The following is a 25,975-nucleotide window of genomic DNA, read 5'->3' on the forward strand; positions in this document are numbered from 1 at the left end:
AAAATTGATTACGTCCTGGGCGAGTCCACAGACATCGCGTTCCCCTGTGGGGGCAATTACGGTAACGGCTCATAAATCTTTGTTAAAGATTACTTAACCCGTCAGTAAAATGCCGTAACACTAATTACCTTTTCCCCTTACTCCAGAGGAGAACAGCAGCGGCAAGCCACCAATCTCTGGTTTTTGGAAAGCCGCCCCTGGACTATGGAAAAAGTAGTTACTTGTTAAGTATAGTAACAGAAAAAGCTTTTCTGGCAAGATTTCTGCTTCTGGAGTTGGGGGTATCCTCTGGAAATTTACCCGTCGATTGCGGTAAATTCTATTTTTTTTGTTAACCTTAAAACTATTGCCATGGGCAGGGTAAATTGATTTTTTCTTGTTGTTTGATCCCATTTTCCAGTCTTTTTGACTTCCATTCAGTCAGGATAATTTTTGCAGTTTTTTTATGGAGTTTTGATAACATTGAGCTTTGCCCCCGGCGATCGCCTAGGGATAAACAATAAACGTGTGAACTAATATGCCTGGATTTATCCCTGGATTGACATTGTTTTTGCCCCCCTAAGTCAGCAATGACAGAGTTGAAAATCCCTTACTCCCCAGCAATTTCAGCTTATTTTGAGCTTATTTTTCAGTATGAAAACATTGAATCGTATCCATCTGGTCGAAGAAGAAACAGAAAAACTAATGGCTTGGGCCCGGAGTGTCACGGAATCGCCGGAGAACTATTTCCAAGCGGCCCGGGAAGTGGTGAAAAAATTGGGGGGCCATTACCAAGGGGATGGCCTAACCCAAGTGGGATTTTGGGTGCCCCGGTTAGCGGGGGAAGGGGCTTTTACTGAAAAGTTAATTTACCTAGAGGTGTTTACGCCCCTGGGGGAGATTGATTTCCAAGCGCCGGAACAAACTGGCTTGTTTCGTTGGGAAAGGATTGAATTGCCGCAACAGGGGGAATTTGTTTGGGCTGTGCTGTCGGGGATGCGGCCAGGCACCAGAGATCAAGCTGGTTCTTTCTATTGGTTGCGCTATTACGATTCCATTTTGTCCAACACGTTGGTCATCCGTGATCCCCTGACCTATTCCCTGCCCTACGGTGTTTTTGCCCCAGCGGAACTGTACGATGTGGAAAAAATGCAGAGGGAACGGGCGGATTTAGATTATTTACGGCGATCGGCTGCCCTGAACCATTGCCAAGAAAATCCTGAAAATGTCTTTGATCCGGAGCAGCTTAAGGCCCAGCGGGCGGCGGTGCTTAACCCGGCCATTCCTGTGGATCAAAATTTGCATCCCGATGAAGACAGCGAAGCGGCCATTTGTCGGGTGGGGGCCATGGCCAATATTTTGCAGATCCACATCAATACCGCTTCCCCGGAAGGCACCCTGGTGGGACTCACTAAAATTTACCAACGGCTGGGGGAAAAAATTCTCCGGCACGAACCCCTCAGCGACGCGGAACAGAATTATTTGGGCTACGACGCCATCCAACTATTGCCCATCGAACCCACCATTGAATATCGCCTGGAAGATTTCAACCAAGACCACGAATTTTTCTCCATTGCCGGGGAAGAGGTGGAGGAAATAGAAGTGGAAGAAGGGGCTGTGGTGGTGGAAGAGAAAATCAAAGTTACCCTCCGCAAACCCAATACCCAAAATTGGGGCTATGACGTGCCCATTCTCGGTTCCGGAGCCACTAATCCTGCGGTGTTAGGTACTTTGCGCCCGGATGAATTGGTGGACTTGATTGCCACGTTGCACAATTTTCCCAGCGGCCCCATTCAGGTAATTTACGATTTGGTCTATGGCCATGCCGATAACCAGGCGTTGGAATTGCTCAATCGGCAATATTTTAAAGGCCCCAATATGTACGGCCAGGATTTGAACCATCAGTTGCCCATTGTTCGGGCCATTTTGTTGGAAATGCAACGGCGCAAAATTAATACCGGAGCCGACGGTATTCGGGTGGATGGGGGCCAGGATTTCCGCTTTTTTAATCCCCTCACGGGACGGGTGGAACAGGACGATGCCTATTTATTAGCTATGAGCGATGTGGTGCAGGAAATCCAAGGTTGTAAACGGTTACTGTTCACTATTTTTGAAGATGGCCGTCCCTGGCCCGAAGACGGTTGGGAAGAGAAATCCACCTATAGGGAGTTAATTGAGCTGCGGCCGGAATCCTACCAGTGGGGTCCCCTAATTTTTGCCCATAACACCCCCTCCCTCAAGGGTTTTTGGCAACGGAAATGGGAACGGGTTTGTGAGGTGATGTACAAAGGCGATCGGTGGATCACTGGCTGTGGTAACCACGATACGGTGCGCCGGGGTAACCAAATTGACCACCATAACTCGGAAATTAACTGGAATTTGGGCACAACTTTGCCGGAAGTGTTGCACAATGCCTACGACAATCCGGCCACCTTATTGTGGGTCTATGGTTTTTGCCCGGGCTTACCGATGGATTTTTTAAATGCCATGATGCACAGTCCCTGGGGGTTTTTCCGCAACACCGATGAACGCTATGGCGTGAAAGTAGCTTTTGAAGAAGCGGGTTTTCTCGATTGGCAAATTTCCCCGGAGTTATACCAGCACCCCCAACTATTTCCCCAACTAAAGGCCCTGGGTTTTAAAGATTTGGCACTGTTGCAACGGTTTATGAAGGCAGTGGCCGATGCCATGGTGAAAAAAGATTTTCAGCTCGAAGCGGTAGCTAAGGCCTGTCGCCATTGTTTGGGCTATGAGCCTGAGGAAGATGGGGACGCGGCGGCCTGTGATCTGGAATTACTCAGTCAGTTTAAACATGCCGAACAACCGGAATTTGTTACCCGTTTGGATGTGCCGAAGTTGAAAAAATTTGCTAGGGCTTTTATGGAAGATGGCCACGAAGCTTGTCGGGTATCCTATCATTTCGACCAAGTGGACCCAGAAAGAAGTCGTTTTAACTTGGCATTGCGCAATTACCGACGGCAACATCCCTGGTTACACCACAATCTCCAAGACGGCGATCGCTTTAACCGCATCCATGAAAATGACCACACTCTTTTTTATGGTCTCAGGACTAACCCCGCCACAGCCCACAGTGATGATCCTGAAAAGGTGGTGATGGTGACCCATATGGAGGGAGATCCTGCCATTGTTACCTTGGGGGACTGGTTACAACTGGATTTGCAGGAATGGGAAGTGGCGATCGCCACCCCGGGGGTGAATGTGGATTCCACGGCGGATTCGTTACGGGTGTTTGAGTTGCGGGATGGCCAGGGTGTGATTTTGCGCAACAGTCGCTCGAAGAAGGAATGCTAGGGCCAACCAGAGCAAGGATTTTTTTTGATTAATTTTTCGGAGGTTACCGTCTATGACAGCAAAACATAATCAGTATGTAATGGCCCTGGATTTGGGCACCACCGGCAATCGAGCTATTTTGTTTGATTACGAAGGCAATATTGTCGGGCAAGCTTACAAAGAGTTAACCCAGTTCTATCCCAAGGCTGGCTGGGTGGAGCACGATGCCCTGGAAATCTGGCGGGATACGAAAACAGTCATGCAGGAAGTGGTGCAAAAAACCGCTATCCAACCCCAACAAATTGTGGCGATCGGTCTAACGGTGCAACGGGAAACGTGTTTGCTCTGGGATAAGACCACTGGCCAACCCCTCCATCCGGCAATTGTCTGGCAGGATCGACGCACTGCTCACTTTTGTGGAGAATTAACCGCGGCGGGCTACGTGGACGAAATTTATGAGCGCACCGGCCTCGTGTTAGATGCCTATTTTTCGGGCACCAAACTCCATTGGTTATTGGATTGGGTTAAACAGAGTAAGAGTGTCGATCCAGCTAATCTGTTGGCGGGCACCATTGATAGCTGGGCCCTCTGGAACTTAACTGGGGGTAAAGTACACCGCACGGACCACAGCAATGCTAGCCGTACTATGGTGCTCAATTTAGACAGCCTCATCTGGGATGAAAAGCTGTTGGATTTATTCACCATTCCCGCCCAGATTATGCCGGAGGTGCAACCTAGTTTGAGTTACTTCGGCGTTACCGACCCGGAAATTCTGGGGGTAGAAATTCCCATTACCGCCATTTTTGGTGACCAACAGGCGGCCCTCTATGCCCACGGCTGCGATCGCCCAGGATTGCTGAAATGTACCTACGGCACGGGGGCTTTTTTGGTGGCGAATACGGGGCAAACGGTAACCCGTTCCCAACATCGCTTACTTTCCACTGTGGCTTGGACCCAAACCAACCGAGACAAAAGCTTGACAAGGGATTACGCCTTGGAAGGAAGTATGTTCACTGCTGGTTCCTGTGTGCAATGGCTACGGGATAAGTTGGGTTTAATTGAATCAGCGGCGGCCAGTGAAAGCCTAGCCCGCAGTGTGGATAGCAATGGCGGCGTTTACTTTGTGCCGGCCCTAAGTGGTTTGGGGGCTCCCCATTGGGACATGAATGCCTGTGGCGCTTTTCTTGGCTTAACAGCAGGGGTAACTAAAGCCCATCTAGTCAGATCGGTTCTAGAGGCGATCGCCTTCCAAGCCCGGGAAGTGGTGGAGGCCATTAACCAGGATAGTCCCGCCCCCATTCAACAACTGAAAGTAGATGGAGGAGCCTGTAACAATGACTTTTTGATGCAATGCCAAGCGGATGTTTTAGGCATTCCCGTAGAACGGCCTGCGGTGTTGGATGCCACGGCCCAGGGAGCCGCCTTTGGAGCCGGGCTAAAAATTGGGTGGAATCAGCTTCAAATTAGGTTTTTCCGAACCTTCCACCACGGGACGATAAGCTTAATTTGTCTTCAATTTCTGCCCATGCGTATTCAGGAAGGTGTATCCGTTGACCAGTGACATTGCTTCCATCACCAGCACCCAAAACCCCCTGGTTAAACAATTGCGCCAACTGCACCAAACCAAGGGACGGAAACAACAGGGTCAACTTTTGCTGGAAGGCACCCATTTGCTCGAAGTGGCCTTAGCCCAGGGCAAAGGCTTTAACCATGGCTGTTTCACCGCAATGTGGCAGGAAAAAAATCCCGTCTTGGCCGATCGCCTAATGGCCCAGTCTGTCCACAGTTATTTGGTCAGTGGGGAAGTTTTGGCAAAAATGGCCAGCACCGTTAATCCCGACGGCGTGGTAGCAACTTTAACCATGGATCAATTTTGGCGATCGCCGCCCCCCCATGCTCGGTTAGGCCTAGTGCTGGAAAGATTACAGGATCCAGGTAACCTGGGCACTATTCTTAGAACCGCCGCCGCCACCGGAGTGGAAGGAATTTGGTTAACCGCTGACTGCGTTGATCCCACCAGCCCAAAGGTCTTGCGCTCCTCCGCCGGTAGTAGCTTGCTTTTGCCCCAGCAACAACTGCAATCTTTGCCGCCACTCTTGGAAAAATTTCACACCCAGGGATTACAACTCATTGCCACCGTTCCCCAGGCAACCCAAACTCTCTGGGAAATTGATTTTCAGCGGCCCACCATAGTCATTTTTGGTAGTGAAGGCCAAGGGCTCAGCGCTCCCGTGCTGGAACTAACCACCCATCAAGTGGCCATTCCCCAGGCTCCCCAGGTGGAATCCCTCAACGTGGCGATCGCCGTCGGGGTAATGCTCTACGAAGCTCGGCGACAACAATGGGCGGCATCAACACCAGGGTAAGTTCGGTTCTTTGCCCTCCGGTTTTTTCCTGAAATTGTTACATTGTGTTTATCCCATCGGAATCAATCCCAAATCGAGTTCCATTACTAGAAGAGGAGATCCACTGTGACCCATGAACCCCAACGTCCCCAACCGTTATTCGCTGGCAATGAAGCCCCAGGCAAAGATAGTTTGTGGACATACGTTCAAGAATTAAGCCCCGAAACCATTGCCCAATTATCTCGCCCCGATTCCCAGGAAGTGTTTCAGGTGATGGAGCGCAACATTATCGGTCTGTTGGGAAATTTACCCCCGGAGCACTTTGGGGTAACCATCAGCACTAGCCGGGAAAATTTGGGCCGTCTTTTAGCCTCCGCCATGATGAGTGGCTATTTTCTTCGCAACGCCGAGCAAAGGTTAGGATTTGAACAAGCTTTTAAAAGTAGCAGCAACAGCAACGAGAATACCGAATACTAACACCGAGTTCTATGAGGTGGGATCTGTCCAGATCAAAGCCTCTGCAGGCACCCTAAAGAATAGCTAGATTTTGCTTCTAAGTTTTGGTTTTCCGCCGCATTGTTCTGGGATTGCCCTGTCTGGAAAATGAACTACCCAGAGTTAATCATATGCACGAAGTTAGTCTGATGGAGCAAACTTTGGCGATCGCCATTGCCCAGGCGGAAGACCATGGAGCCAGCCAAATCCATCGTTTAACCCTGCGGGTGGGGCAACAGTCTGGGGTGGTGGCCGATGCCCTACGGTTTGCGTTTGAAGTGGTGCGACAAAATACCATGGCCGCCGAGGCGAGATTGGAAATTGAAGAAATTCCCGTTACCTGTCGTTGCCAACACTGCCACGAAAATTTTCAGCCAGAGGATTGGATTTACCGCTGTCCCCACTGCGACCAGATTAGCCAAACAGTAATGGATGGCAAACAGTTGGAACTAGCATCCCTAGAACTGAGTTGAGCATGGGCCAAGTCCTAACCGGGGGAGGAACCGCTGTCACCATGGGCTGTGTTAAATTTCTTTAAGCAACCGTAGTTAGATTTTTTCCAAGCTGTATTAACTACGACCAATCATCAACTTAATTAAAATGATGTTTCCTCTACTGGCCCTTGAGATTCCTGAACCGATTAAAATTTATAGCCAATTTGGCCACCCCATTATGATGTGGGCGTTGTTCTTCACTTCGGTGTACGCCATGTGGCTGGGCTTCCAGTCCCGACAAATTCGCTCCGCAGAACCGGAAAAACGGAAGGAGTTGCTCCAAAAAGATGTTAAGGGTAAACACTTTATCCTCGGCTCTCTCCTACTTTCCCTAATGGTGTTGGGGACCATTGGCGGCATGGCGGTTACCTATATCAACAATGGCAAGCTGTTTGTCGGTCCCCACTTACTCGTTGGTCTCGCCATGATTGGTTTAATCGCTACGGCGGCGGCGTTGGTGCCCTGGATGCAAAAGGGTAATGAAACAGCCCGCTTAACCCACATCACCCTAAATATCACATTGATTGGTTTATTTGGTTGGCAAGCTTTCACTGGGGTGGAAATTGTCCAAAGAATTATCAGCAAATTGGGCTCCTAGGTTGTTACTGTTTTGCAAACTTTGCCCGTATTAACCAATCCCGTTGACGTTTTAATCCTGTCCAATGGCCCAGGGGAAGTGACCACCTGGGTTCGTCCTGTTGTGCAGGCTTTGCGTCAACTTTTGGGCTACAGCCACCTGAGGATTTCGGTGATGCTTTCCCCCTGTCCCCATGCCATGGGTAGGGAAGCGGAGGTGGTGCGTAGCTATCCAGAAGTGGACCGGGTGCAGAGTAGTGAACATTTTTGGAATTTCTTGCTCTGGGGGAAAACGGCCGAGTCATGGTCCTGGCATTCCCAAGGGGTGGTGCTTTTTTTGGGGGGAGATCAGTTTTTTGCCCTGGCGATCGCCAAACGGTTGGGCTATCGTTCCGTGGTCTATGCCGAGTGGGATGCCCGCTGGCCCCGGTGGATTGATGCCTTTGGGGTGATGAATGAACAAGTACGCCAAGCTTTACCCGAAATTTATCGATCAAAAGCCACCGTCGTGGGGGATTTGATGGTGGATGTTGATGCCGCCGACGCTCCGGTAGGTCCATCGGCAAAACCTTTAATCGGTCTCCTGCCCGGTTCTAAGGCAACTAAACTGACCCAGGGAGTGCCCCTGGAAGTGGCGATCGCCGTGGAGTTACAGAAAACCCATCCCCAATGCCGATTTGTGCTTTTTTTGGCGCCCACTGTAGATTTGGAGCAATTGCAGAGCTACGGACAGGTCAAAACCAACCCCTTGGTTAGTTCCATGGGCAATATTGAAATAGAAGTAATGGAAAAAGAGGGGCAAGAATCCTATTTGTTGGCAGCAACGGGATTAAGAATTGATATTTGTCGCCAATTTCCCGCCCTGACGGAGTTGAAAAAATTGACCTTCGCCCTAACCACTGTGGGGGCCAACACCGCTCAACTGGGAGCTTTGGGCATCCCCATGGTGATTTTATTGCCTACCCAACACACGGAAGCGCTGAAGCATTTGGACGGTTTACCAGGATTAATTGCTCGCATTCCCTGGGTGGGACAACAATCCACCCGCCTGATTAATTACCTCATTGCCAAGAAAAAACGTCTCTTTGCTTGGCCCAATCTCTGGGCTGGTCGGGAAATTGTGCCGGAATTGATGGGGGATCTAACGCCAATGGGGGTGGCTAGTCAATTAACGCCCTGGTTAGACCATCCTGAACAGTTAACCCAGATACGTCAACAATTACAACAGGTGCGGGGCCAATCCGGGGCGGCGATCGCCATGGCCGAGTTGGTGGCAGAACAAATTGCGGTCCAGCAAACACCAGTTAGGATGAGTTTGACAAAATAGCTAGCAACTTAGAAAATAGAAGATCGCTTGTCAACTATCCCGCTCGGATCAGGTTACGACAACCATTACCCAAAAATGCCAGAGCTTAATATTTTTCTGTTGTTTCCCTAGGATCTGTTTGTAATGCCCCCCTAGCCCCCCAATTCTGGGGGGGATCAATTTCAAAGTCCCCCAACGTTGGGGGATTTAGGGGGCAGAGTTAACAAGTTCCTCAAATAAACCAGAAAACTTAACGGCGGCATACCTGTACGGCAATTTACGCAAATAAATTATGAGTTACGCCATTATTGAAATTGGGGGAACCCAAATTCGGGTTGAGCCCGGCCGTTTTTACGAGATTAACCACCTCGACGCCGCACCGGAAGACAGCTATGTGGTCGATAAGGTGTTGCTAGTCAAAGACGGAGACAATGTCACCATTGGCCAGCCCTACGTCGCTGGAGCCACTGTAGAAGGGGAAATTCTCTCCCACCGTCGGGGTCGCAAAGTCATCGTCTACAAAATGCAACCCAAAAAGAAAACCCGCAAAAAACGGGGTCACCGCCAAGAGCTCACCCGCCTATTGGTGAAATCCATCTCCGTCAACGGCACGGCGATCGCCGAGGCCCTCGAAGTGGATGCTAAAACCCCAGTGGTGGCTGGTTAAGACAACAACCAGTCAAATTTGGCTAGTATTGTAGGTCGGGTACAATCAGAACTCGCTGGCTAGCCTGAAAAAAATTTGTTAACCATTAACAGGAGACATTAATAACCATGGCCCATAAGAAAGGAACGGGGAGTACCCGGAACGGTCGCGATTCTAACGCCCAACGCTTGGGAGTCAAACGCTACGGTGGTCAAACCGTTACCGCTGGCAGCATCATCGTGCGTCAACGGGGTACCCAAGTTCATCCCGGCAACAACGTCGGCCGGGGCAAAGATGACACCCTTTTCGCTTTGATTGACGGTGTGGTTAAGTTTGAGCATAAAACCAGAAGCCGCCGCAAAGTGAGTGTTTATCCCGCCACTGCTGAATAAACTTCCATCAAGTTAGAATGCTTAAAATCCTCCAAATTCTGGGGGATTTACTGTTTTTACCCCTGTAACTCAGCTTCGATGTCCTTTGATACCCCGCTCAAACCCTATCTTGCTATTCCCATCCAAGATTGTGGTGAACCCCTCGCCCCCATCAATCTTGAAGGCGTTAAATCGCTTAAACCCCATCCCTACGCACAAGTAGGAGCGGATTACCAAGGGCGATCGCCTTACGTATTGCGTACTGGAGTTTTAAAAAGATTGGATCAGGCTCGGTTGACCTTGGCTGACATTGAGCCGAGCTGGGAGATTTTAGTATTTGATGCTTACCGCCCGATCGCCGTTCAACAGTTTATGGTGGATCACACTTTTGCCGAAATTGTGGCGAGAGATGGCTTACAAGGCCAAGTTTTAACCCCCGAACAAAAGGAAAATATTTATCACCAGGTTTATCAAATTTGGGCCGTTCCCAACAATAATCCCCTCACCCCTCCGCCCCACAGCACGGGAGCAGCTCTGGACATAACGTTGCTGGATGACTTAGGGCAACCTGTGGATATGGGGGGAGAAATTGACGAATTATCAGCCCGTTCCCTGCCCAATTATTATCAAACAGTGGAACCGAATAGCGATCGCCAAAGGAAAGAATTTGAGCAATATCAAAGACGACGAGAACTCTTAAATACCATCATGGAAAGCGCCGGGTTTCTGCGGCATCCGGGGGAATGGTGGCATTTTTCCCAAGGGGATCAACTCTGGGCATGGCAATATAATCAACGACATCCAGACCACCAAAAGATCGCCTACTACGGCCGGGTTGAATGATGTTCAAATTTTGTTTACAAAGCTTTAATTTGTTTATTTAATCTCGGAAAATGTTGAAGAATAAATTAAAACTTGAGCAACAGATTTTTTAAAATTCTAACAAGCAGATATTAACTGGAAATCGCCTCTTGATTAGTTAGCCCACAGGTTAATAAGCGCAGGCCGTATTCAATGCCTTCCACCACCGCCTGATAGGAAGCTTCTAAAATATTGCCCGATACTCCTACAGTGGTCCAACGGCGATCGCCATTGCTGGATTCGACGAGGACACGGGTTTTGGCGGACGTGCCGGCCCCTCCATCTAAAATCCGTACTTTGTAGTCAGTCAGGTGAAAATCGGCAATTTGGGGATAAAAACGGGTCAAGGCTTTACGCAGAGCTTGGTCTAGGGCCGAGACGGGGCCATTGCCTTCCGCTACTTCCAAGATATTTTGCCCATTAACAGTTACTTTCACCGTGGCTAAGGCATTGCGATAAGCAGGATTTTCCGCCGGGGTCAGCAAATCACAGTGTACTTGGAAGCCCTGCACTAAAAATAGGGGTTGGCGATCGCCCATGGCCTGACGCATAAGCAGTTCAAAGCTGGCCTCCGCTGCTTCAAATTGGTAACCTTGCTGTTCTAAATCTTTGAGGGTTGCCAAAATAGTGCGGCAGGCGGGATTCTGACGATCTAGGGCAATGCCAAATAACTCCGCTTTAGATAAAACATTGCTCAACCCCGCTTGTTCTGACACCACAATACGCCGTTCATTACCAACCAAATTCGGGGCAATATGCTCATAGGTAAAGGGATTACGTTGCACTGCCGAGACGTGGATTCCGCCCTTATGGGCAAAAGCCGATCGCCCCACAAAAGGAGCATGGTCATCGGGGGCCAGGTTGACTATTTCACTGATTAAACGGCTAGTACTAGTGAGATGGGCTAGCTTTTCCGGTTCAATGCAATCGTAATCGAGTTTCAGTTGTAAATTGGGAATCAGAGTGCAGAGATTAGCATTGCCACAGCGCTCTCCGTAGCCATTGATGGTGCCCTGAACCATAGTCGCTCCAGCCTCCACCGCCAGGAGGGAATTGGCCACCGCTGTGCCACTGTCGTTGTGGGCATGGATACCCAGTTGGGGTTGACGATCGGATTGACCGTCCAGTCCTAAACTCCGTCGAACTTTAGTGGTAATTTCGCTGATTTGCCCCGGTAAAGTACCCCCATTGGTATCACACATCACGAGCCATTCTGCCCCGGCCTGCTGGGCTGTGGCTAAGGTTGCCAAGGCATAATCTGGATTAGCTCGATAGCCATCAAACCAATGTTCGGCATCGTATATCACCCGCCGCCCTTGGCTACGTAGATAGGCGATCGTGTCGCTGATCATAGCTAAATTTTCCGCCAAGCTAGTTTGTAATCCCTCCAGCACATGGAGGTCCCAGGACTTGCCAAAAATGGTTACCCAGCGGGTTCCAGCAGAGAGAATCGCCTGGAGCATTTTGTCTGTTTCCACCGCTTTGTGGGGGCGACGAGTGGAGCAAAAGGCCACAATTTCCGCCTGCTCCAAGGGCTCTTCCTGTAATTGCCAAAAAAACTGCACATCCTTAGGATTGGCTCCGGGCCAACCTCCCTCAATAAAGGGAATACCCAATTGATCCAAACGGCGGGCAATGGTCAATTTATCGGTCAACGACAAAGAAATTCCCTCCCTTTGGGCCCCGTCTCGGAGGGTGGTGTCGTAGAGCCAAAGGGAAGTTTTCTTGGTAGCCATGGGCGATGGATGGTGAGGGATACGGACAAAAATCCTGCTACCCTAATTCTAGATTAACTTTTTACTATTCCTGGGCAAAAATTTTAAAGTTTGTTCCATCTTGGTATCAAGACTTTGGCTGACCAAATTTAACTCTCAGCCGATGGGTAAAGCTTTATTAGATAGTAGATAGTGTGCCGACGGAGGGAGAATTCAAGCGACGTTCAAGTGTGATTGAGACCATACTGACGAATAAGTTCCAGGATTTGGCCACGGAGAGGATTATGTAGTTACTGGATTTGAAACAAACCGATATTAACCAGTTTCTTTTCTATTAGGAGATTAAGCGGAAGGGTCTTCAAGAGGGGGAGCCCGCATTAATGGCTTCTTCGGTTGGCGCGGACGAAATTGTCGATTTTGCGGAGGTGGAAAAGTTTCTCGATACGCAGATAAAATGCTCTTCATCGGGAATGTATGTCTGCTTAGCGTTTGCGGTGGTGGTCCATTTGGAGCTAGAGATTTTGTTAGAAATAACCCTGTAAAATAAGATTCAAGCACAAACATCCATGGACAACATTAAAATCGATCAGCTGTATGAAAAAGACTATAGCCAATGGGCAGAAACCATGGCCGATTTGCTCCAATCGGGTAAATTTACGGAACTTGATATTGAAAATTTGGTGGAAGAGGTACGGGATTTGTCGAAGCGAGAAAGGGATCGCCTTCTGAGTAGTCTGCGGTTGATTGTCCATCATTTGCTGAAGTGGGATTATCAGCCAAAACGGCGCTCTCGCAGTTGGCAAGGAACAATAGAGTAAGAAAGAGCAAATATCGATCTCTACTTGAAAGATAGTCCTAGCCTAAAACGCTATTTGATTAATGAATCCCTATCAAAAATTTATCCTGCCGCCCGGGCCGATGGATTTAAGGAAACGGGTTTGGCTCTGCCTGATACCTGTCCCTATGGCATTGATGAAGTGTTGCATCGTGTGGTTTCCCTGGGTGATTAATCATCAATTGTGTCGGTCCGGGGTAACGGTTTGTTACGGGTGTTAAGGGTTGGGAGTTTGTTGAGTAAGCTAATGAATGTCGGTTCTCAATTGGGATTCCTATGTCGGACGTGATGATCCGGGGGTCAAATTTAGGCAAAAAGTACATGATTGGCCACCAAGCAGAAGGACGGTCTAATTATGTGGCGCTGCGAGATGTACTGACAGATGGAGCCAGGTCCCTGGTAAAGCGGTTTACGGTTGATAAAAATCGATCGCCTGCTTGGGGTCTATTCCAGTCCCGACAGAGATCCCCGTATGCACTCCGTCACCATTTCCCTGGTGGTTAAAGCGCAAGGTGATTTGCTCATTGGCGATCGCCAGGAAGTATCCGAGGTCAAAGCTTTTGCGGTGAAAGATTTACCGTTGGGAGCATTAAGTCACGACCACGATCAACAACTACAGGATTTTTTGCAGGGGGAAACAATCACTGCCTGATTCCCAGTACTTCATCTTGGGTAAACATTCCGTATAAATCAGCTAAGTTTTCAATCAGATCTTCAATTTTTTTTCAAGAAGTATGGGTGATTTTCATAATGCAGTTCGTTTGATGTAATTCAAATGTTTTTCAATAGTTTTGCAAAAGTTGTCTTCTATTTAAAAGATATCTGCCCCTAGTGCTTTTCGTTTCAAGACTAATACACGAGGTCTGGCTCCTTTCTCTAGAGTAAACCCAAGACCTGACCGATATATCTCCGGCATGTAGTAACGTGCAATGTCATCTTTACCTCTATCTTCATAAATCACACCTATATCTTCCAGCATTCTAATGGTTGCTTGGTTGATAGATAACGCATCCAAAGTAAAAGGTGCACGTTTCTGCTCTGGTGTGTATTCTGTTTCTACAATGTCAACCCATTTTTTAAATTCGGGATACTCTTCTTTGACTTCGCTAACTTTATCTTTGCTGCAAGGCTCTATTGCTCGTCTAATTGCTTGAGGCGGCAGAAGACGGCTTTCAGACCAACGCTCAAATTGAACTTCTCCACTTCTATCGATAGTGATATGTGCAGCATGATAGAGGAGTCGAACAATGTCCCTCGCTTGTAAGCGCCCCTTGAAATCTGACAATGCTGCATAAATCCAATTCGCGGTATGCGCCTCTTTTCCAGTATCTTTTCCCAATTTTTTTCCCCATAAATTTTCTAAACTGGTAACCAGTTCTTCTCGACTCAAACTATCCAAGACTTCTTCGTTGGCACCAATCACAGAAGCTTGACTACAAACCCAATAAGCCAATCTTAAAAATGAGTCTGCATCCCAAGATAAGTCGTAAGGACTATAAAGGCTTTCAAATTGTGCGAGGTTTTGTGTAACTGAGTATCTTAAAAAATCACGTCTCAGAAGAATGATTAAGCCAAAGTTAGCCTGTCTAATTTCATTTAGTCTCTTGGGCAAATTAATTAACGTTCTTAACGCAATTTGTTGCCCTGAATCTACTACAGCCTCTGCAAAAATATCCTCTAATCCATCAAACAAAAAAATAAGGCGAACATTTTTTTGCTTTAAATAATCGTTTAAGATTAGCAAACTTGAAGAATCATTATTCTGTAATAAACCAACCGACTTAGATATTTGCTGAATCCAAAATCTTGTCCACTCTGGTTCACTGCTAGACTTTTCAAGAAAACTTTTGATGCTGTCCTGAAAATCTGAGTGATAAAATTCAAGCATAGAATCAGACAAAGCTTTCTGAGTTGACGCCCTGGCCTCTCTGACAATATTTTCTGCCGCATCCCTCAATGTACTTGACTGAAGTAGGGGAAAGATGTGAGTCCTTGGTTCGATTTCAGCTAAGTCTCTTGTTGCACGCCTTAGAAATGTTTCCCAGTATTTTAATCTAGAAAGTTGAACATATATAAACGTTTTTCCAGCTCCCTTAGCTCCAATCGAAACTACACGAGGTAATTCATTACGAAAAGTCGTTGCTAAATTTTTCAAAGATTCAGTGACTAATAAACTTTCTCCTTCACCACTTTCTGCAAATTCATACTGTTTACACACCTTTCTAAAATTACGAACTGATTCTAGAGAATTGTCAATTGTGAGATCTGCACTTGAAATCTGAGGGTCTTCTGTTAATTGAGATGCAGCCCATTCCCTTGCAATTCTCATCACTGAAGTTGAAGCTAATTTATTTTTTGCTTCCTCCCAAGAATTAACATAAAGTAACTCTTGAGTAAAGTCTGTTTCCTTAATTTCTAATCTTGCAGAATATAAATTTTCATCATCGGACTGATCACCAGGATTATAAGCAGAGTTGAATTTTTCTAAAGAATTCTCAAAGGCAGAAAGCTTTTTTAATTCAGGAGTTAGAAAACTAATAATTATTGATGGATCATAAAATTTTCCACTACTAATCTCTTCTTCAGAGGGAGCAATATGACTAATTTGCTCTAAAACGAGGCTCATACCAGCAGTAGATTGTTCTGTAGCTGTCGTTACAAAGAAACGCTGAATTCTGGGGTCAAAAATGATAGGACTCGAAATTTCGCTTAAGCCTGCCCGCAAATCTATTAGAACATAATCTGCGGATAATGCTATTCCTAACTGATGAAGAGCATTTCCACAAGACCATTCACCTTCAGGACTTCGAGCCAAATGCTCGGGTAAGACTGGAGTATCTAAAAGTTGTTCATTACTCAAGCAAGCTGGCAAAAAATAAAAGGTTGATCCCTCTTCATATCTAGGAGTTTTCTTAATCTCTTCTGCTAATAGCACAATAGTTTCTTGACGATCAATAGGAGTGTAGTGATAAGCTTCCAAAAAGTCAATAAAGGAAATTGCAGGTCGTTGTTTTTCTGATTTATCCCAATAGGTTAATCCTGGGGCTTCTAAATCCGCATCTACTACTAAAACAGTGATTCTTTTATTGTGTTCTTTAGATGCTTCTAAAAGAGCAAATAAGAAAGAGGCCAAATGTAACGTCCTACCAACACCTCCTTTGAAAGAATAAAATGCAATGATCTTTGGCGATGATAAAGCAGTTTCTGGAAAATGAAATTTCGAAGTTAATTTAACTAAATCAATATTACTATCTGAATCACTGCTTATATATGCAATTTCCTGCCAGAAAGGACGAATAAAACCTGAAATATCAAATTGTGAAGGTTCATTTTCATAAAACTCAATAGGCAAAGCTGCATCGCCAAGATCTAAGCGAATAAGATTCTGATCTAGCTGATACCAGTCTTGAAACCACTTAGTTAAAATTCCTTGAGCAGCCTCTATACAGTTCAAATTTGGAATCCCAATTTCTAGTGCATCAGAAAAGCATGAAATCGAATTAATACAATCTGGCAGTTTTTCTCCATTGAAAGTAATTTTACGAATAAATCTTTTAACATCTAGCCAAGTCAAATATTTCAAAGATCTCATTACGAATTTAGCTCCTGTCGAATCCACTCTGATATACACATCAACTGCTTTTCCAGTTTATCGTCTTCTATTGTCCTCAATGAAGAACTGCTATTGACAGTATCAATCAAGCATCCGCCATATCGCCACGCCTGATTGATTTTTCCCGCATCTATCTTTCGCTCAATCTTTTTACCTTTGATTTGAATGGGCTCCATTTGAAGAGATGCTGATAACTTTAGAGACGGTGCTGCACTTAAATAGTCTAGCAATTTATTAATATTGTGCTGTGCTTCTGTAATTTCATCACAAAAGCTTGTGCAGGATGCAGATTGTCGTTTCATCAAAACTGCTTTGAGTCCACATTCTATTGAATAAAATAATAAAAGTCTATGGGCATTAGTGCGTGAACAATGAGTAGATGCCTGGAGATTGTTTCGCCATGCTTTCTGCATTTCTCTGTCTGTAAATGGTACGGAAGCCATAATTTTAATTGATCACTTGTCTCTCGGTTAATAGAAGTCTTGTCGGATTTTTATTGAAATTACTACGATGTAGTAGTGGCGACTAAAGAGAACTTCAATCAACCAACTAACACCCTATAATACGTAATAATTTGAAGCAGGACCCCGATGACTCAAGAACCCTGTACAATTTTGCCTTTCTTATTCATTTACTTATTTACTGATCTGCCCCCTCAATTGGTGCAAATCCTTGCCGTTGAATATTCTCCGTTACATGGCGTGGTTCTAAGAACTGTAACAAATAATCTGGTCCACCCGCTTTGGAACCAACCCCAGACATTTTGAACCCCCCAAAAGGTTGGCGGGAAACGATCGCCCCGGTGATGGTGCGGTTGATGTAAAGATTGCCTACTTCAAACTCCGCCGCGGCACGATTAATGTGATCTGGGGTACGGGAATAGAGACCCCCCGTTAAAGCGTAGTCGGTACCATTGGCAATTTCCAACGCTTCGTCAAAATTGGCCGCCCGAATAATGGTTACCACTGGACCAAAAATTTCCTCCTGGGCAATGGTGGCATGGCGGTCAACATTTTTGAACACCGTGGGACCGACGAAATAGCCTTCACTAGGAGCATCACAGGCGATCGCCAATTCACATTCCGCCTTACCCTGTTCGATGTATTCCTGAATGCGGGCTTGGGCCTTGGCATCAATTACCGGACCAACCTGGGTGCTGGGGTCATCGGTGGGGCCCACATTGAGGGAACGGGTTGCCTCTACAAACCGCTCCACAAAGGCATCGTGTACGGGGGAAAGCACCACCACCCGGGAACAGGCAGAACATTTTTGGCCCGTGTAACCAAAGGCGGAATACACTGCCCCGGCCACCGCTTGATCGAGATCCGCACTTTCATCAACGATGATGGCGTTTTTGCCGCCCATTTCTGCAATTACCCGTTTGAGGTGTTTTTGTCCTGGTTGTACCAAAGCGGCATCGGCGTAAATGCGACAGCCCACTTCCCTGGAGCCAGTGAAAGCAATCAAATGTACGTCGGGATGATTGACCATGTGGGAACCCACCACCGACCCCTTACCAGGTACATATTGGAAGACCCCAGGGGGAACCCCCGCTGCAATAAGAATTTCCGCAATTTTAGCCGCAATTACCGTGGAAGTTTCCGCTGGTTTTAGTAACGTACAATTGCCCGTCACCAACGCCGCCACCGTCATACCAACGGCGATCGCCATGGGGAAATTCCAGGGGGAAATCACTAGGGCAATGCCCCGGGGTTGATAGAAATAACGGTTGGTTTCACCGGGAATATCGAGGTTAACGCCTTGGTCTAGCCGTTCCATTTCATCGGCATAGTAGCGACAAAAATCGATCGCCTCGGACACCTCCGCATCAGCTTGGGGAATAATTTTGCCCACTTCCAAACAAATCCAGGCGTTTAACTCATGGCGACGCTCTTCCATAATGTCTGCCGCTTTGCGGAGAATGCCACACCGTTCCCGTACTGGAGTTTTTTTCCAAGCAGGAAACGCAGCCTTGGCTATTTCCAGGGCATGGTCTGCCTGTTCAACACTGATTAACCCCACTTTCCCGATCGCCTGGGATGGACGACAGGGATTAACGGAATCAATGTAGTTAGCCGTTTCCACGTACTCGCCGTTAATGTAGGGCAGATAGGTTTTGCCCAATTGTTGTTTAACCCTGGTTAGGGCTTGAAATGCTTGCTGGCGTAAATCAGCATCGGCGTAATCGGTGTCGGGAGCGTTGCCATAACCCTTGGTGGGTAGGTCATTAATGCCTTTAACTTGGGGCGGAGCAATTAATTCTTCAATGGGCCGCTCTTCTAGGTTTTGGCGTAGAAAAGAACTGTTAGCAGTATTTTCCAATAAGCGTCGGATTAAATAAGCCATCCCCGGTAACAGCCGACCGTAGGGTGCATAGACCCGCACCCGATGACCCCGTTTAACAATGGCCCGGGCCAGGGGTTCTCCCATGCCGTAAAGAATCTGCATTTCATAACGACGTTTGGGAATATTCAACTCTTCGGCGATCGCACAGGCCAGGGCTTGGGAACGGACATTATGACTACCAATGGCGGCGTACAAATATTCGTGGTTTTCCAGTAATAGCCGAGTCATGCGCTCGTAGTTGGCATCGGTTTGGGCTTTTTCCACATAAACCGGAATTTGCCAATGATTCTGTTGGGCTTTGATGGTTTCTTGATCCCAATAGGCTCCTTTCACCAAGCGCACAGTCACGGGATAACCCCGATGTTTAGCCCAGGGAATTAATGCTTCCAAATCTTCGGTCGAATCCCGCAGATAGGCCTGCATGGTAATGCCCACATCGGTGCGGGAGCGGAACTCTTCTTCCACTAACAATTCCTTGAGAATATTTAAAATCAGGTCTTTGTAGTGGTACTGCTCCATGTCAAAGTGAACAGCGACACCTAATTCTTGGGCTCGCCGCAACAATTCCCGAATCCGCTCACAAACCTTGGCTTTACTACCTGCGGGGTCCAGGGGATCAAACTGGGAATAAAAAGCCGTTAACTTTACCGATACCTGCACCTGGGGCAATATTTCCCCGTCTGCCTGATCAATTTGGGGCACCTTCGACCAGGATTTGGCTTGCTGGGATAACTGGGCCATCAGGTCCAAATAATTTTGCCAATATTCCGCCGCCTCCGATTCCGTAATTACCGCTTCCCCCAGTAAATCAATGGTAAAGCCCATTTTTTCCTTGCGGAGCCGTTCCACTGTTTTGATCACCTGGGCGATCGTTTCCCCAGCAATGTATTTAAAAGCCAACTGTTCCGTCGCTTTACTCACCGTTCCCGCTGCAATCTGGGCCGGCGTCGAGTGGGCATCGGCAAAATTCAACAATTTTTTCAGTGCTTCTGGTAATTCCACCTCCTCTTCGCTCATATACTGCTGGAGATGGTTGGCAATCTCACTGTTACTCTGCAACGCTGGCAGACAGTCGATAAATTTGAACAATTGCACCCGCAATCCAGGATGACCCATGGTCCAATCCAGCAACTTGTCATCGAGCCGCAGATTATCGCCAATTTTGTCCCACAGCGATCTTTTCTCCCTGGTCTGGGCTAATAGTTCCTTGGCGATCGCCTGGGTGGCCTGTTCATACTGTTGTTGTGAATCGATTTGTGCAACCATGGCTTATCTTCTGGGCGATCTGTTTGGTAAGGTATTCCCAACCCTTCATTGTACATTCAGAAAGTGATGCTCTGATTCTTCATCCTAATGAAATGGCAAAATTAGTCTCTCTCAAGAACAGCTAAATTTCCATAATGAAAATTGCCGAAAAAGTGAGCTTTTATACCTTAAATAAGAGTATGACGTGTGTAGAATGATTATAGATTTCTCAAAATGCCTGTCATAACTAATTTTCAGCCAAATCAACCGACAATCCTTTGTTGACTAAGCTCAATTTTTGGGTGTGGCAAAAATTTTTGGATGCTACAAAAACAGTATTTGCCTCAACAAAAATTAGAAGGAAAGGATTATGTCGGTTAAATTAGCGGTTCTAAGCTTACTTGCTTCCACGTTCACATTACCATTGCTGCTACCATCCTCAGTCCAGGCCCAGACATTAATCCCGGGTAAACAGTGTGTATTTAACAACGGCGCTTTCTCGGTAAACGTAGATTGGTATGACCCCGGCTCGATTGTTTTCATCGGCAAAGATGCAACAGAGGCCAAAGACTACTCAAAATATCAAGTAACTGGGAATCCCGTAGATACTAAGAAGGATGTGACACTGGGGTTTAGTTCCTGTACTGAGGGGGCAAACCGTGTGGCAGTTGTCAGAATTGTTGGCCATGACATAGCCAATTCAGCAATTACAATTGCCGCTGGAACCCTTGCCGGGGTGGCGACAGGCGTGGGTGGTGCATTCGTTTGTGCGGCTTCAGTCGGTGCAGGTTGTATTACTCTGGCAGCGGTGGCACCTGTTACAGGAGGGGCGATTGCGGCGGTGGAAAAAGCACTGCCGGAAGTCAAAGAAATTGCCTACATTGGTTCCCCTGGCACAAAAAATTACGTGGATTTATCGGGCACAATCTGGCAAGTGGGCATTGCTAATAATGTTCCCTTGAGTGATAGCCGTGGATTTGCTAAAGTTGGGACATTTTTCACTGGTGGAACGCCTGGGCCGAGAAGTATTAGTTTTAGTAATCAAGCCGGTTATGTGGCGGAAATGCAGGTGATGTATTTTCAAAAACAGTATCTAGGTGGGGCTTTTGTTGATCTACCAGTGGTAAAAAGTTCCGGAAATATAACCCTTGGTCGGACTGTCCACATTGATGTTCCATTGGCAATTTCTAATCAGCCCATTCAAGTATTTATTAAAGGTGTTGCGACATTGAAACCCGATGTTTACTCAACGACTATTCCTGTTAATTTTTCAGGAAACAGGTGCTATAAGTCATTTGGGACTATTTTTGATGCCCAAGGTAGCACTTGCTAGAGCCCATTTCCAAAGAAAAAATCAAGCCCAAATTATCTCCACTAAAATGATTTGGGCTTCGCAATAAGGGTGACAGATATTTTGTATCCCTCTTCCGTCAGACTGAGGGAATTAAAATGGAGATAAAAGGCTGAAAAGCGCGGAGGGAGAATGACAAAGACAAGAGAGGCGAAAAAGACAGTACAGTGTGTAGACACATATAGTGAACTGTATAAAGATATATTTCTAGAAGTGAGGTCTTATGAGTCATTTAAATATATCATTGTGGGAATATTAAGTGATATAAAAAGAAAGAGTTTACCTGCAATAGCATCATCACTAGGATTGAAAAATGAACAGGGACTACTGCATTTTATGACAGATTCTCCTTGGGAATTAAAAGAATTAGAAAAAAGAAGATTAAATATTATCTTAGAAGTTTTAGAAGGAAGAGAAATAATAGTAATAATAGCAGAATCGTTGAATGGCACTTATGTACGACCTAAAAATAGACAGAATAATCCTACAGCAAAGCAAATTCATCACCTTAGTGCTAACTCCCTTAGCCAGTGTACATAGCTTATTTTTTCACACATGAAAGCCTGTAAATAACATAGTTTGTCTAACATTGTTGTACCTGCTTCTTTTGGGATTACCAGTAATTTTAGTATTAAATAAGCAATTATATAGGTATAGATTTGAATCCCAATTGCATTCTCATTTTTGGCAATCAGTCTATTCAGCTTTAAGTGCATTTTTAAGAATTTCCATAACAATTCTATTTGCCATCTTTTTTTATAAATTTCTGCTATTTTTTCATCACTAACTCCTTCTATTTCTTTACTTTCTATAGGTAAATTTGTAACCAATCTAAACTCTGAATTATCATGGGTGAATATTACCACTCTACTCTCTATTTTATTCTTTTCAGTTCCAACCATATAGTTATCATTGGCTAATTTTTCTAGCTTTATATTATTCTTTATTCTTAATACATGATATTTGTTATTCTCCTTTTGTAATCTCTTGATTCTCTGTAAGTCACAAAATCCTCTATCCATTACTGCTACTCCATTTTCTGGAGTCTCTTCTATTGTTTCATTCCCATATTTATTATCATGACCTTGTCCAAAGTGAATTACTATTCCCCCCGGAATCCCTGTTGATAAGTTAATCCCACTGAATACTTTTACCTGATGAAATCCAAGGTTCCACATCAACTTACTAGTTATGCTGACAATGGTTGAATCGAGAGGAAATATTTCTAATTCTCCCTGCTTAATTTCCTTCCTTTTCGACAATTCCTTTTTTAAGGAAAATATTATTTCTCTAAAAACTCCCACATCCCTTTTTTTGCTTGCCTTTGAGAATGTAGATATATCGACTGTCTCTCCTCGTAAGTTCAGTCTTTTAAACATACTCCTCATGCTTGTCTGGCTCTGGTCTAACACTAATCCTAACCAGATACTCACAAACTTAAATGTGTCTAATACTGGGTAGTCATCTTTAGGAAAATTAGATAGATAAGTTTTGACAATATGTCCAAAATTTGATATCATCGCTTCAATTATTCTAATATTTCTGCCCTTTATTCTATCATTTTAAAGAGCTTTTTTTCTCTTTATCACTATCGTTCAACACTTCTGTAATAATAGATGAAACAGGAGACCCCAAAAAAGGGAAAACAACAGATTATGTAAAAAGACAATATATTGAAAATTTAGGAAAAATAGAAAGCGGTATAGTGTCAGTAAATGCCTATGGTTACTGCGATGGAGTAACGTTTCCTCTAGAATCAAAAGTATTTAAACCAAAAGAAAGATTAAAAGAGGGAGATAAGTATAAAACAAAGCCGGAATTAGCAGTAGAGATAATAAAAGAACTAGAAGAAAGTGGTTTTAAAATAAAAAGAGTAGTGTCAGATAGCTTATATGGAGAAAGCCATAGCAATTTTATCAGTGCTGTAGAGGAATTAAAAATAGAATATGCAGTGGGAATCCGGAGTAATCATGGGGTCTGGCTTCCAAAGGAAGCTAAAGTAAGGGCAAATAAGTGGAGGAGGTTTGAACACATAAGATGGGATAGAAAACAGGAAGATAGGTATATCAGAGAAATAGTTTATGGCAAAAAAGCGCAATAAGATATTGGGAAATTAAAACAGAAACAGAAAAAGAGGAGGAAAAAGCAGGATGGTTTGTAATGACTCGAATACCAGATATTAAATATAAAGAAGTTGGCAGAATATATGGAGTAAGGTCATGGATAGAATATGGATTTAAGCAATGCAAAAGTGAATTAGGATGGGCAGATTTTAGGGTAACTCATTATGAGCAAATTCAAAAATGGTGGGAATTAGTGATGTGTGCATATTGTATGATTTGTTTTTATGATGAGAATTTTAATCCGACTCTAAATTCAACGTCAAAGTATCATCAAAAGCATGAAAAATGGGATAAAGAAAAATGGCTAAACAACCTACGATTAGTGATCTCTGTATTTAATGCAATAAATCTTATCAAAAAGTGGTTAAAAGTATTTCCATTTGCTCATGTTTTGGATGAATTAACTAAATTTTACAACAAGGTTGATAAGCTAGATCGATTAAAGTATTTGCTAAATTCATGGAATACATTCTATTCTTCTTCTGCCTAGATTGATGAAAGAGGGATATCTCCACGGCCGCCACCAAAAAGCAACTATGTACTACATCAGATGACTAGAAGCCCTATCAACCACTGCTGGATGAACATCCCGATGCGTTTCATATAATTAGCAAAAGAGAAACAGTAGGAATTGAGAGAAACAACTCAGATAATCGCCATTGGTTTGCTAGATTTCATCGCCGCACGAAAGTTGTATCCAGGTCAGCCCACATGGTTGATATCACCATGGCAATATTTGCCAAATTCAGGGTCAATGGTAACATAGAACTACTGCAGGACTGGCACCTCTCATTACTTTCTTGGAACTCTCCTGAATAAAAATCTAAGCCCTACGTCCAAATGCTTTCACCCTATTAGTTCTTTTGAAAACCGGCTCGGTGAACATGACTCTAGTTAATCCCACTGGCCAAATACAGTCACAAAAAAAGAGGAGATAAATCCAAGGTCAGAATTGTTCATTCCCTGGTTTACCCCCCTCTGTGACGATATTTGGAGATCGCCGTTGTTAATATTGCTGGTTTAAGACTTTGTCAGGTGATTAACCTTTAGCCAAAACCCCAGCGGCGGCGGCCACTCCAGATCCAGGGGTCACGCCCTCATAACCTAGTTCAATCAAAGTGGCTTCCAAGGCCCCGATGCAACTGAGGATATCCCGGTCACAAACAAAACCCAGGTGCCCAATGCGGAAGATTTTTCCTTTCAGGTGATCCTGCCCACCGGCCATGGCAATGTCGAATTTTTTGCGCATGGTACTGCGAATTTTTTCCGCTTCCACTCCCAGGGGCGCAACGGCGGTAATGGCATTACTTGCCGCATTATCGGGGGCAAATAGGGGTAAATTCAACGCTTTCATGGCCCCCCGGGTCGCATTGGTGTGGCGTTGATGGCGGGTAAAAATAGCATCTAGGCCTTCCGCTTTCATCATTTGCAGAGACGCTTGCAACCCATACATTAGGTTGATGGGGGGGGTGAAGGGGGAGCTATCTTCATCGGTGGATTTTTTATATTTTTTCAAATCCAGGTAGAAGCGAGGAATAGTGGCGGTTTCGTAGGCTTGCCAAGCTTTGGCACTTACGGAAACAAATCCCAATCCAGGGGGAATCATATAACCCTTTTGAGAACCGGATGCCACCACGTCCAGGCCCAAATCATCGATCGCCACGGGGGTAGCGCCCAAACTGGTTACGGCATCCACAATCATTAACGCCCCACCATGGGCCTTAGCGGCGGCATTGATGGCGGCCAAGTCATTCAAGACTCCGGTGGAAGTCTCGGAATGGGTGATGATCAGAGCTTTAATAGTTTTATCGCTGTCCGCTTCCAACAAGGTTTTGAAGTCATTGGGGTCCAACGCTTTGCCCCATTCGGCTTTAATTTCTTCTACTGCTAAACCGAAGGTTTTGGCCACCTTGACCCAACGATCGCCAAATTTACCGTTATTGCCCACCAATACCCGATCGCCAGGGCTGAGGAAGTTGATAATGCTCGCTTCCATAGCCCCCGTGCCACTGGTAGTCAGCATCAACACGTCGTTTTCAGTTTGATGTAACCATTTGAGGTTTGCCGTCAGCTCAGCGATGATTTTGCTAAAGTCACCACTGCGGTGGCCAATGGGATGTTTCGCCATGGCCAACAAAACTTTTTCTGGTACGGGAGTTGGCCCCGGAATCATCAACATTTGCTTATTATCCATCGCGGTCAATCCTCCCCTTCGCTAAACGCAGTCAGGTAATTTTCTAGGGTTAATTTGTCGGTAATTGTTATCAATGCCGGAGTTATTGGGCATGATAGTTAGGCTTCCCATATTACCAAAACATGGCGCTGGCAAAATCTGTGCTGTGGCCCCAGCTTGATTTCCTTGACTGCCATTGGCGTGGTTTTA

At 45.6% G+C, this 25,975-nt stretch carries 23 protein-coding genes and 2 pseudogenes; 18 read left to right on the forward strand and 7 right to left on the reverse strand.

The window, feature by feature from the left end; genetic code table 11:
- Positions 1–120: 120 nt before the first annotated feature.
- Positions 121–393 (reverse strand): glucosylglycerol biosynthesis transcriptional repressor GgpR, encoded by a 273-nt coding sequence (ggpR, locus tag SYNPCCP_RS17830; protein WP_041428185.1) that lies wholly within the window; start codon positions 391–393, stop codon positions 121–123.
- 240 nt (positions 394–633) lie between these two features.
- Between ggpR and gghA the strand changes: the two genes are divergently transcribed.
- From gghA to ddpX, 10 genes are all read left to right on the forward strand, one after another.
- Entirely contained in the window at positions 634–3,291 is a 2,658-nt protein-coding gene (gene gghA, locus SYNPCCP_RS09270) for a glucosylglycerol hydrolase (RefSeq protein WP_010872973.1), read from the forward strand.
- A 52-nt stretch (positions 3,292–3,343) separates the two neighbouring features.
- On the forward strand, positions 3,344–4,831 hold the full coding sequence (glpK, locus tag SYNPCCP_RS09275) for a glycerol kinase GlpK (protein WP_010872974.1): 1,488 nt from the start codon (positions 3,344–3,346) through the stop codon (positions 4,829–4,831).
- A complete protein-coding gene (locus tag SYNPCCP_RS09280) occupies positions 4,812–5,636 on the forward strand; it encodes an RNA methyltransferase (protein ID WP_010872975.1) in 825 nt (274 codons plus the stop codon). Before glpK ends, SYNPCCP_RS09280 begins: the two co-directional genes overlap by 20 nt.
- A gap of 105 nt (positions 5,637–5,741) precedes the next feature.
- Positions 5,742–6,092, forward strand: coding sequence for a DUF760 domain-containing protein (locus SYNPCCP_RS09285; RefSeq protein WP_010872976.1), 351 nt, complete (start codon positions 5,742–5,744; stop codon positions 6,090–6,092).
- A 149-nt stretch (positions 6,093–6,241) separates the two neighbouring features.
- Positions 6,242–6,583, forward strand: coding sequence for a hydrogenase maturation nickel metallochaperone HypA (gene hypA, locus SYNPCCP_RS09290; protein ID WP_010872977.1), 342 nt, complete (start codon positions 6,242–6,244; stop codon positions 6,581–6,583).
- A 127-nt stretch (positions 6,584–6,710) separates the two neighbouring features.
- The gene (locus tag SYNPCCP_RS09295; protein ID WP_010872978.1) at positions 6,711–7,202 is read left to right on the forward strand and encodes a DUF4079 domain-containing protein; all 492 of its coding nucleotides are present in this window, start codon (positions 6,711–6,713) and stop codon (positions 7,200–7,202) included.
- A gap of 78 nt (positions 7,203–7,280) precedes the next feature.
- The gene (locus SYNPCCP_RS09300; protein WP_010872979.1) at positions 7,281–8,507 is read left to right on the forward strand and encodes a hypothetical protein; all 1,227 of its coding nucleotides are present in this window, start codon (positions 7,281–7,283) and stop codon (positions 8,505–8,507) included.
- Between the two features lie 271 nt (positions 8,508–8,778).
- Entirely contained in the window at positions 8,779–9,153 is a 375-nt protein-coding gene (gene rplU / locus SYNPCCP_RS09305; RefSeq protein ID WP_010872980.1) for a 50S ribosomal protein L21, read from the forward strand.
- A 107-nt stretch (positions 9,154–9,260) separates the two neighbouring features.
- A complete protein-coding gene (gene rpmA / locus SYNPCCP_RS09310) occupies positions 9,261–9,524 on the forward strand; it encodes a 50S ribosomal protein L27 (RefSeq protein WP_010872981.1) in 264 nt (87 codons plus the stop codon).
- A gap of 78 nt (positions 9,525–9,602) precedes the next feature.
- Complete coding sequence (gene ddpX / locus SYNPCCP_RS09315; RefSeq protein WP_010872982.1) at positions 9,603–10,346, forward strand: D-alanyl-D-alanine dipeptidase DdpX; 744 nt, start codon at positions 9,603–9,605, stop codon at positions 10,344–10,346.
- Positions 10,347–10,456: 110 nt separating this feature from the next.
- Here ddpX and cimA read toward each other — a convergent pair whose 3' ends face one another.
- The gene (gene cimA, locus SYNPCCP_RS09320; RefSeq protein WP_010872983.1) at positions 10,457–12,100 is read right to left on the reverse strand and encodes a citramalate synthase; all 1,644 of its coding nucleotides are present in this window, start codon (positions 12,098–12,100) and stop codon (positions 10,457–10,459) included.
- A 359-nt stretch (positions 12,101–12,459) separates the two neighbouring features.
- Here cimA and SYNPCCP_RS09325 point away from each other — a divergent pair, with 359 nt between their 5' ends.
- From SYNPCCP_RS09325 to SYNPCCP_RS09335, 3 genes and pseudogenes are all read left to right on the forward strand, one after another.
- Positions 12,460–12,621, forward strand: a complete 162-nt coding sequence (locus SYNPCCP_RS09325; protein ID WP_010872984.1) for an ABC transporter — start codon at positions 12,460–12,462, stop codon at positions 12,619–12,621.
- A gap of 84 nt (positions 12,622–12,705) precedes the next feature.
- Positions 12,706–13,089: pseudogene (locus tag SYNPCCP_RS17645) on the forward strand (DUF29 domain-containing protein).
- A 297-nt stretch (positions 13,090–13,386) separates the two neighbouring features.
- Positions 13,387–13,566, forward strand: a complete 180-nt coding sequence (locus tag SYNPCCP_RS09335; protein ID WP_010872986.1) for a hypothetical protein — start codon at positions 13,387–13,389, stop codon at positions 13,564–13,566.
- Between the two features lie 159 nt (positions 13,567–13,725).
- Here the strand turns inward: SYNPCCP_RS09335 and SYNPCCP_RS09340 are convergent, their stop codons facing one another.
- From SYNPCCP_RS09340 to pruA, 3 genes are all read right to left on the reverse strand, one after another.
- A complete protein-coding gene (locus SYNPCCP_RS09340; protein ID WP_020862307.1) occupies positions 13,726–16,506 on the reverse strand; it encodes a ParA family protein in 2,781 nt (926 codons plus the stop codon).
- Positions 16,506–16,970 carry a hypothetical protein gene (locus SYNPCCP_RS09345; protein ID WP_010872988.1) on the reverse strand — a complete coding sequence of 155 codons (465 nt, stop codon included), beginning with the start codon at positions 16,968–16,970 and terminating at the stop codon, positions 16,506–16,508. The genes SYNPCCP_RS09340 and SYNPCCP_RS09345 overlap by 1 nt, the downstream gene beginning before the upstream one ends.
- 196 nt (positions 16,971–17,166) lie before the next feature.
- Positions 17,167–20,139, reverse strand: coding sequence for an L-glutamate gamma-semialdehyde dehydrogenase (pruA, locus tag SYNPCCP_RS09350; RefSeq protein ID WP_010872989.1), 2,973 nt, complete (start codon positions 20,137–20,139; stop codon positions 17,167–17,169).
- Positions 20,140–20,488: 349 nt separating this feature from the next.
- On the opposite strand from pruA, the gene SYNPCCP_RS09355 reads away from it, so the two are divergent.
- Positions 20,489–21,451, forward strand: a complete 963-nt coding sequence (locus SYNPCCP_RS09355) for a hypothetical protein (protein WP_010872990.1) — start codon at positions 20,489–20,491, stop codon at positions 21,449–21,451.
- A 150-nt stretch (positions 21,452–21,601) separates the two neighbouring features.
- A complete protein-coding gene (locus SYNPCCP_RS17135) occupies positions 21,602–22,009 on the forward strand; it encodes a transposase (RefSeq protein WP_010872991.1) in 408 nt (135 codons plus the stop codon).
- Here SYNPCCP_RS17135 and SYNPCCP_RS09360 read toward each other — a convergent pair.
- On the reverse strand, positions 21,973–22,989 hold the full coding sequence (locus tag SYNPCCP_RS09360) for an IS4-like element IS4Sa family transposase (protein WP_010872992.1): 1,017 nt from the start codon (positions 22,987–22,989) through the stop codon (positions 21,973–21,975). The two genes, SYNPCCP_RS17135 and SYNPCCP_RS09360, sit on opposite strands and share 37 nt — an antisense overlap.
- A gap of 92 nt (positions 22,990–23,081) precedes the next feature.
- Here SYNPCCP_RS09360 and SYNPCCP_RS09365 point away from each other — a divergent pair, with 92 nt between their 5' ends.
- The 3 genes and pseudogenes from SYNPCCP_RS09365 to SYNPCCP_RS16905 form a co-directional block, all read left to right on the forward strand.
- A complete protein-coding gene (locus SYNPCCP_RS09365; protein ID WP_071822654.1) occupies positions 23,082–23,570 on the forward strand; it encodes an IS701 family transposase in 489 nt (162 codons plus the stop codon).
- Positions 23,571–23,629: 59 nt separating this feature from the next.
- Positions 23,630–24,082, forward strand: a complete 453-nt coding sequence (locus SYNPCCP_RS17240) for a transposase (protein WP_010872994.1) — start codon at positions 23,630–23,632, stop codon at positions 24,080–24,082.
- A 68-nt stretch (positions 24,083–24,150) separates the two neighbouring features.
- Positions 24,151–24,411, forward strand: a pseudogene (locus tag SYNPCCP_RS16905) (IS1 family transposase); the annotation flags it as partial.
- 220 nt (positions 24,412–24,631) lie between these two features.
- Here SYNPCCP_RS16905 and SYNPCCP_RS09375 read toward each other — a convergent pair.
- Complete coding sequence (locus SYNPCCP_RS09375; RefSeq protein WP_010872995.1) at positions 24,632–25,786, reverse strand: alanine--glyoxylate aminotransferase family protein; 1,155 nt, start codon at positions 25,784–25,786, stop codon at positions 24,632–24,634.
- Positions 25,787–25,975 lie beyond the last annotated feature (189 nt).

This window comes from Synechocystis sp. PCC 6803 substr. PCC-P, from assembly GCF_000284455.1.
Lineage (GTDB): Bacteria > Cyanobacteriota > Cyanobacteriia > Cyanobacteriales > Microcystaceae > Synechocystis.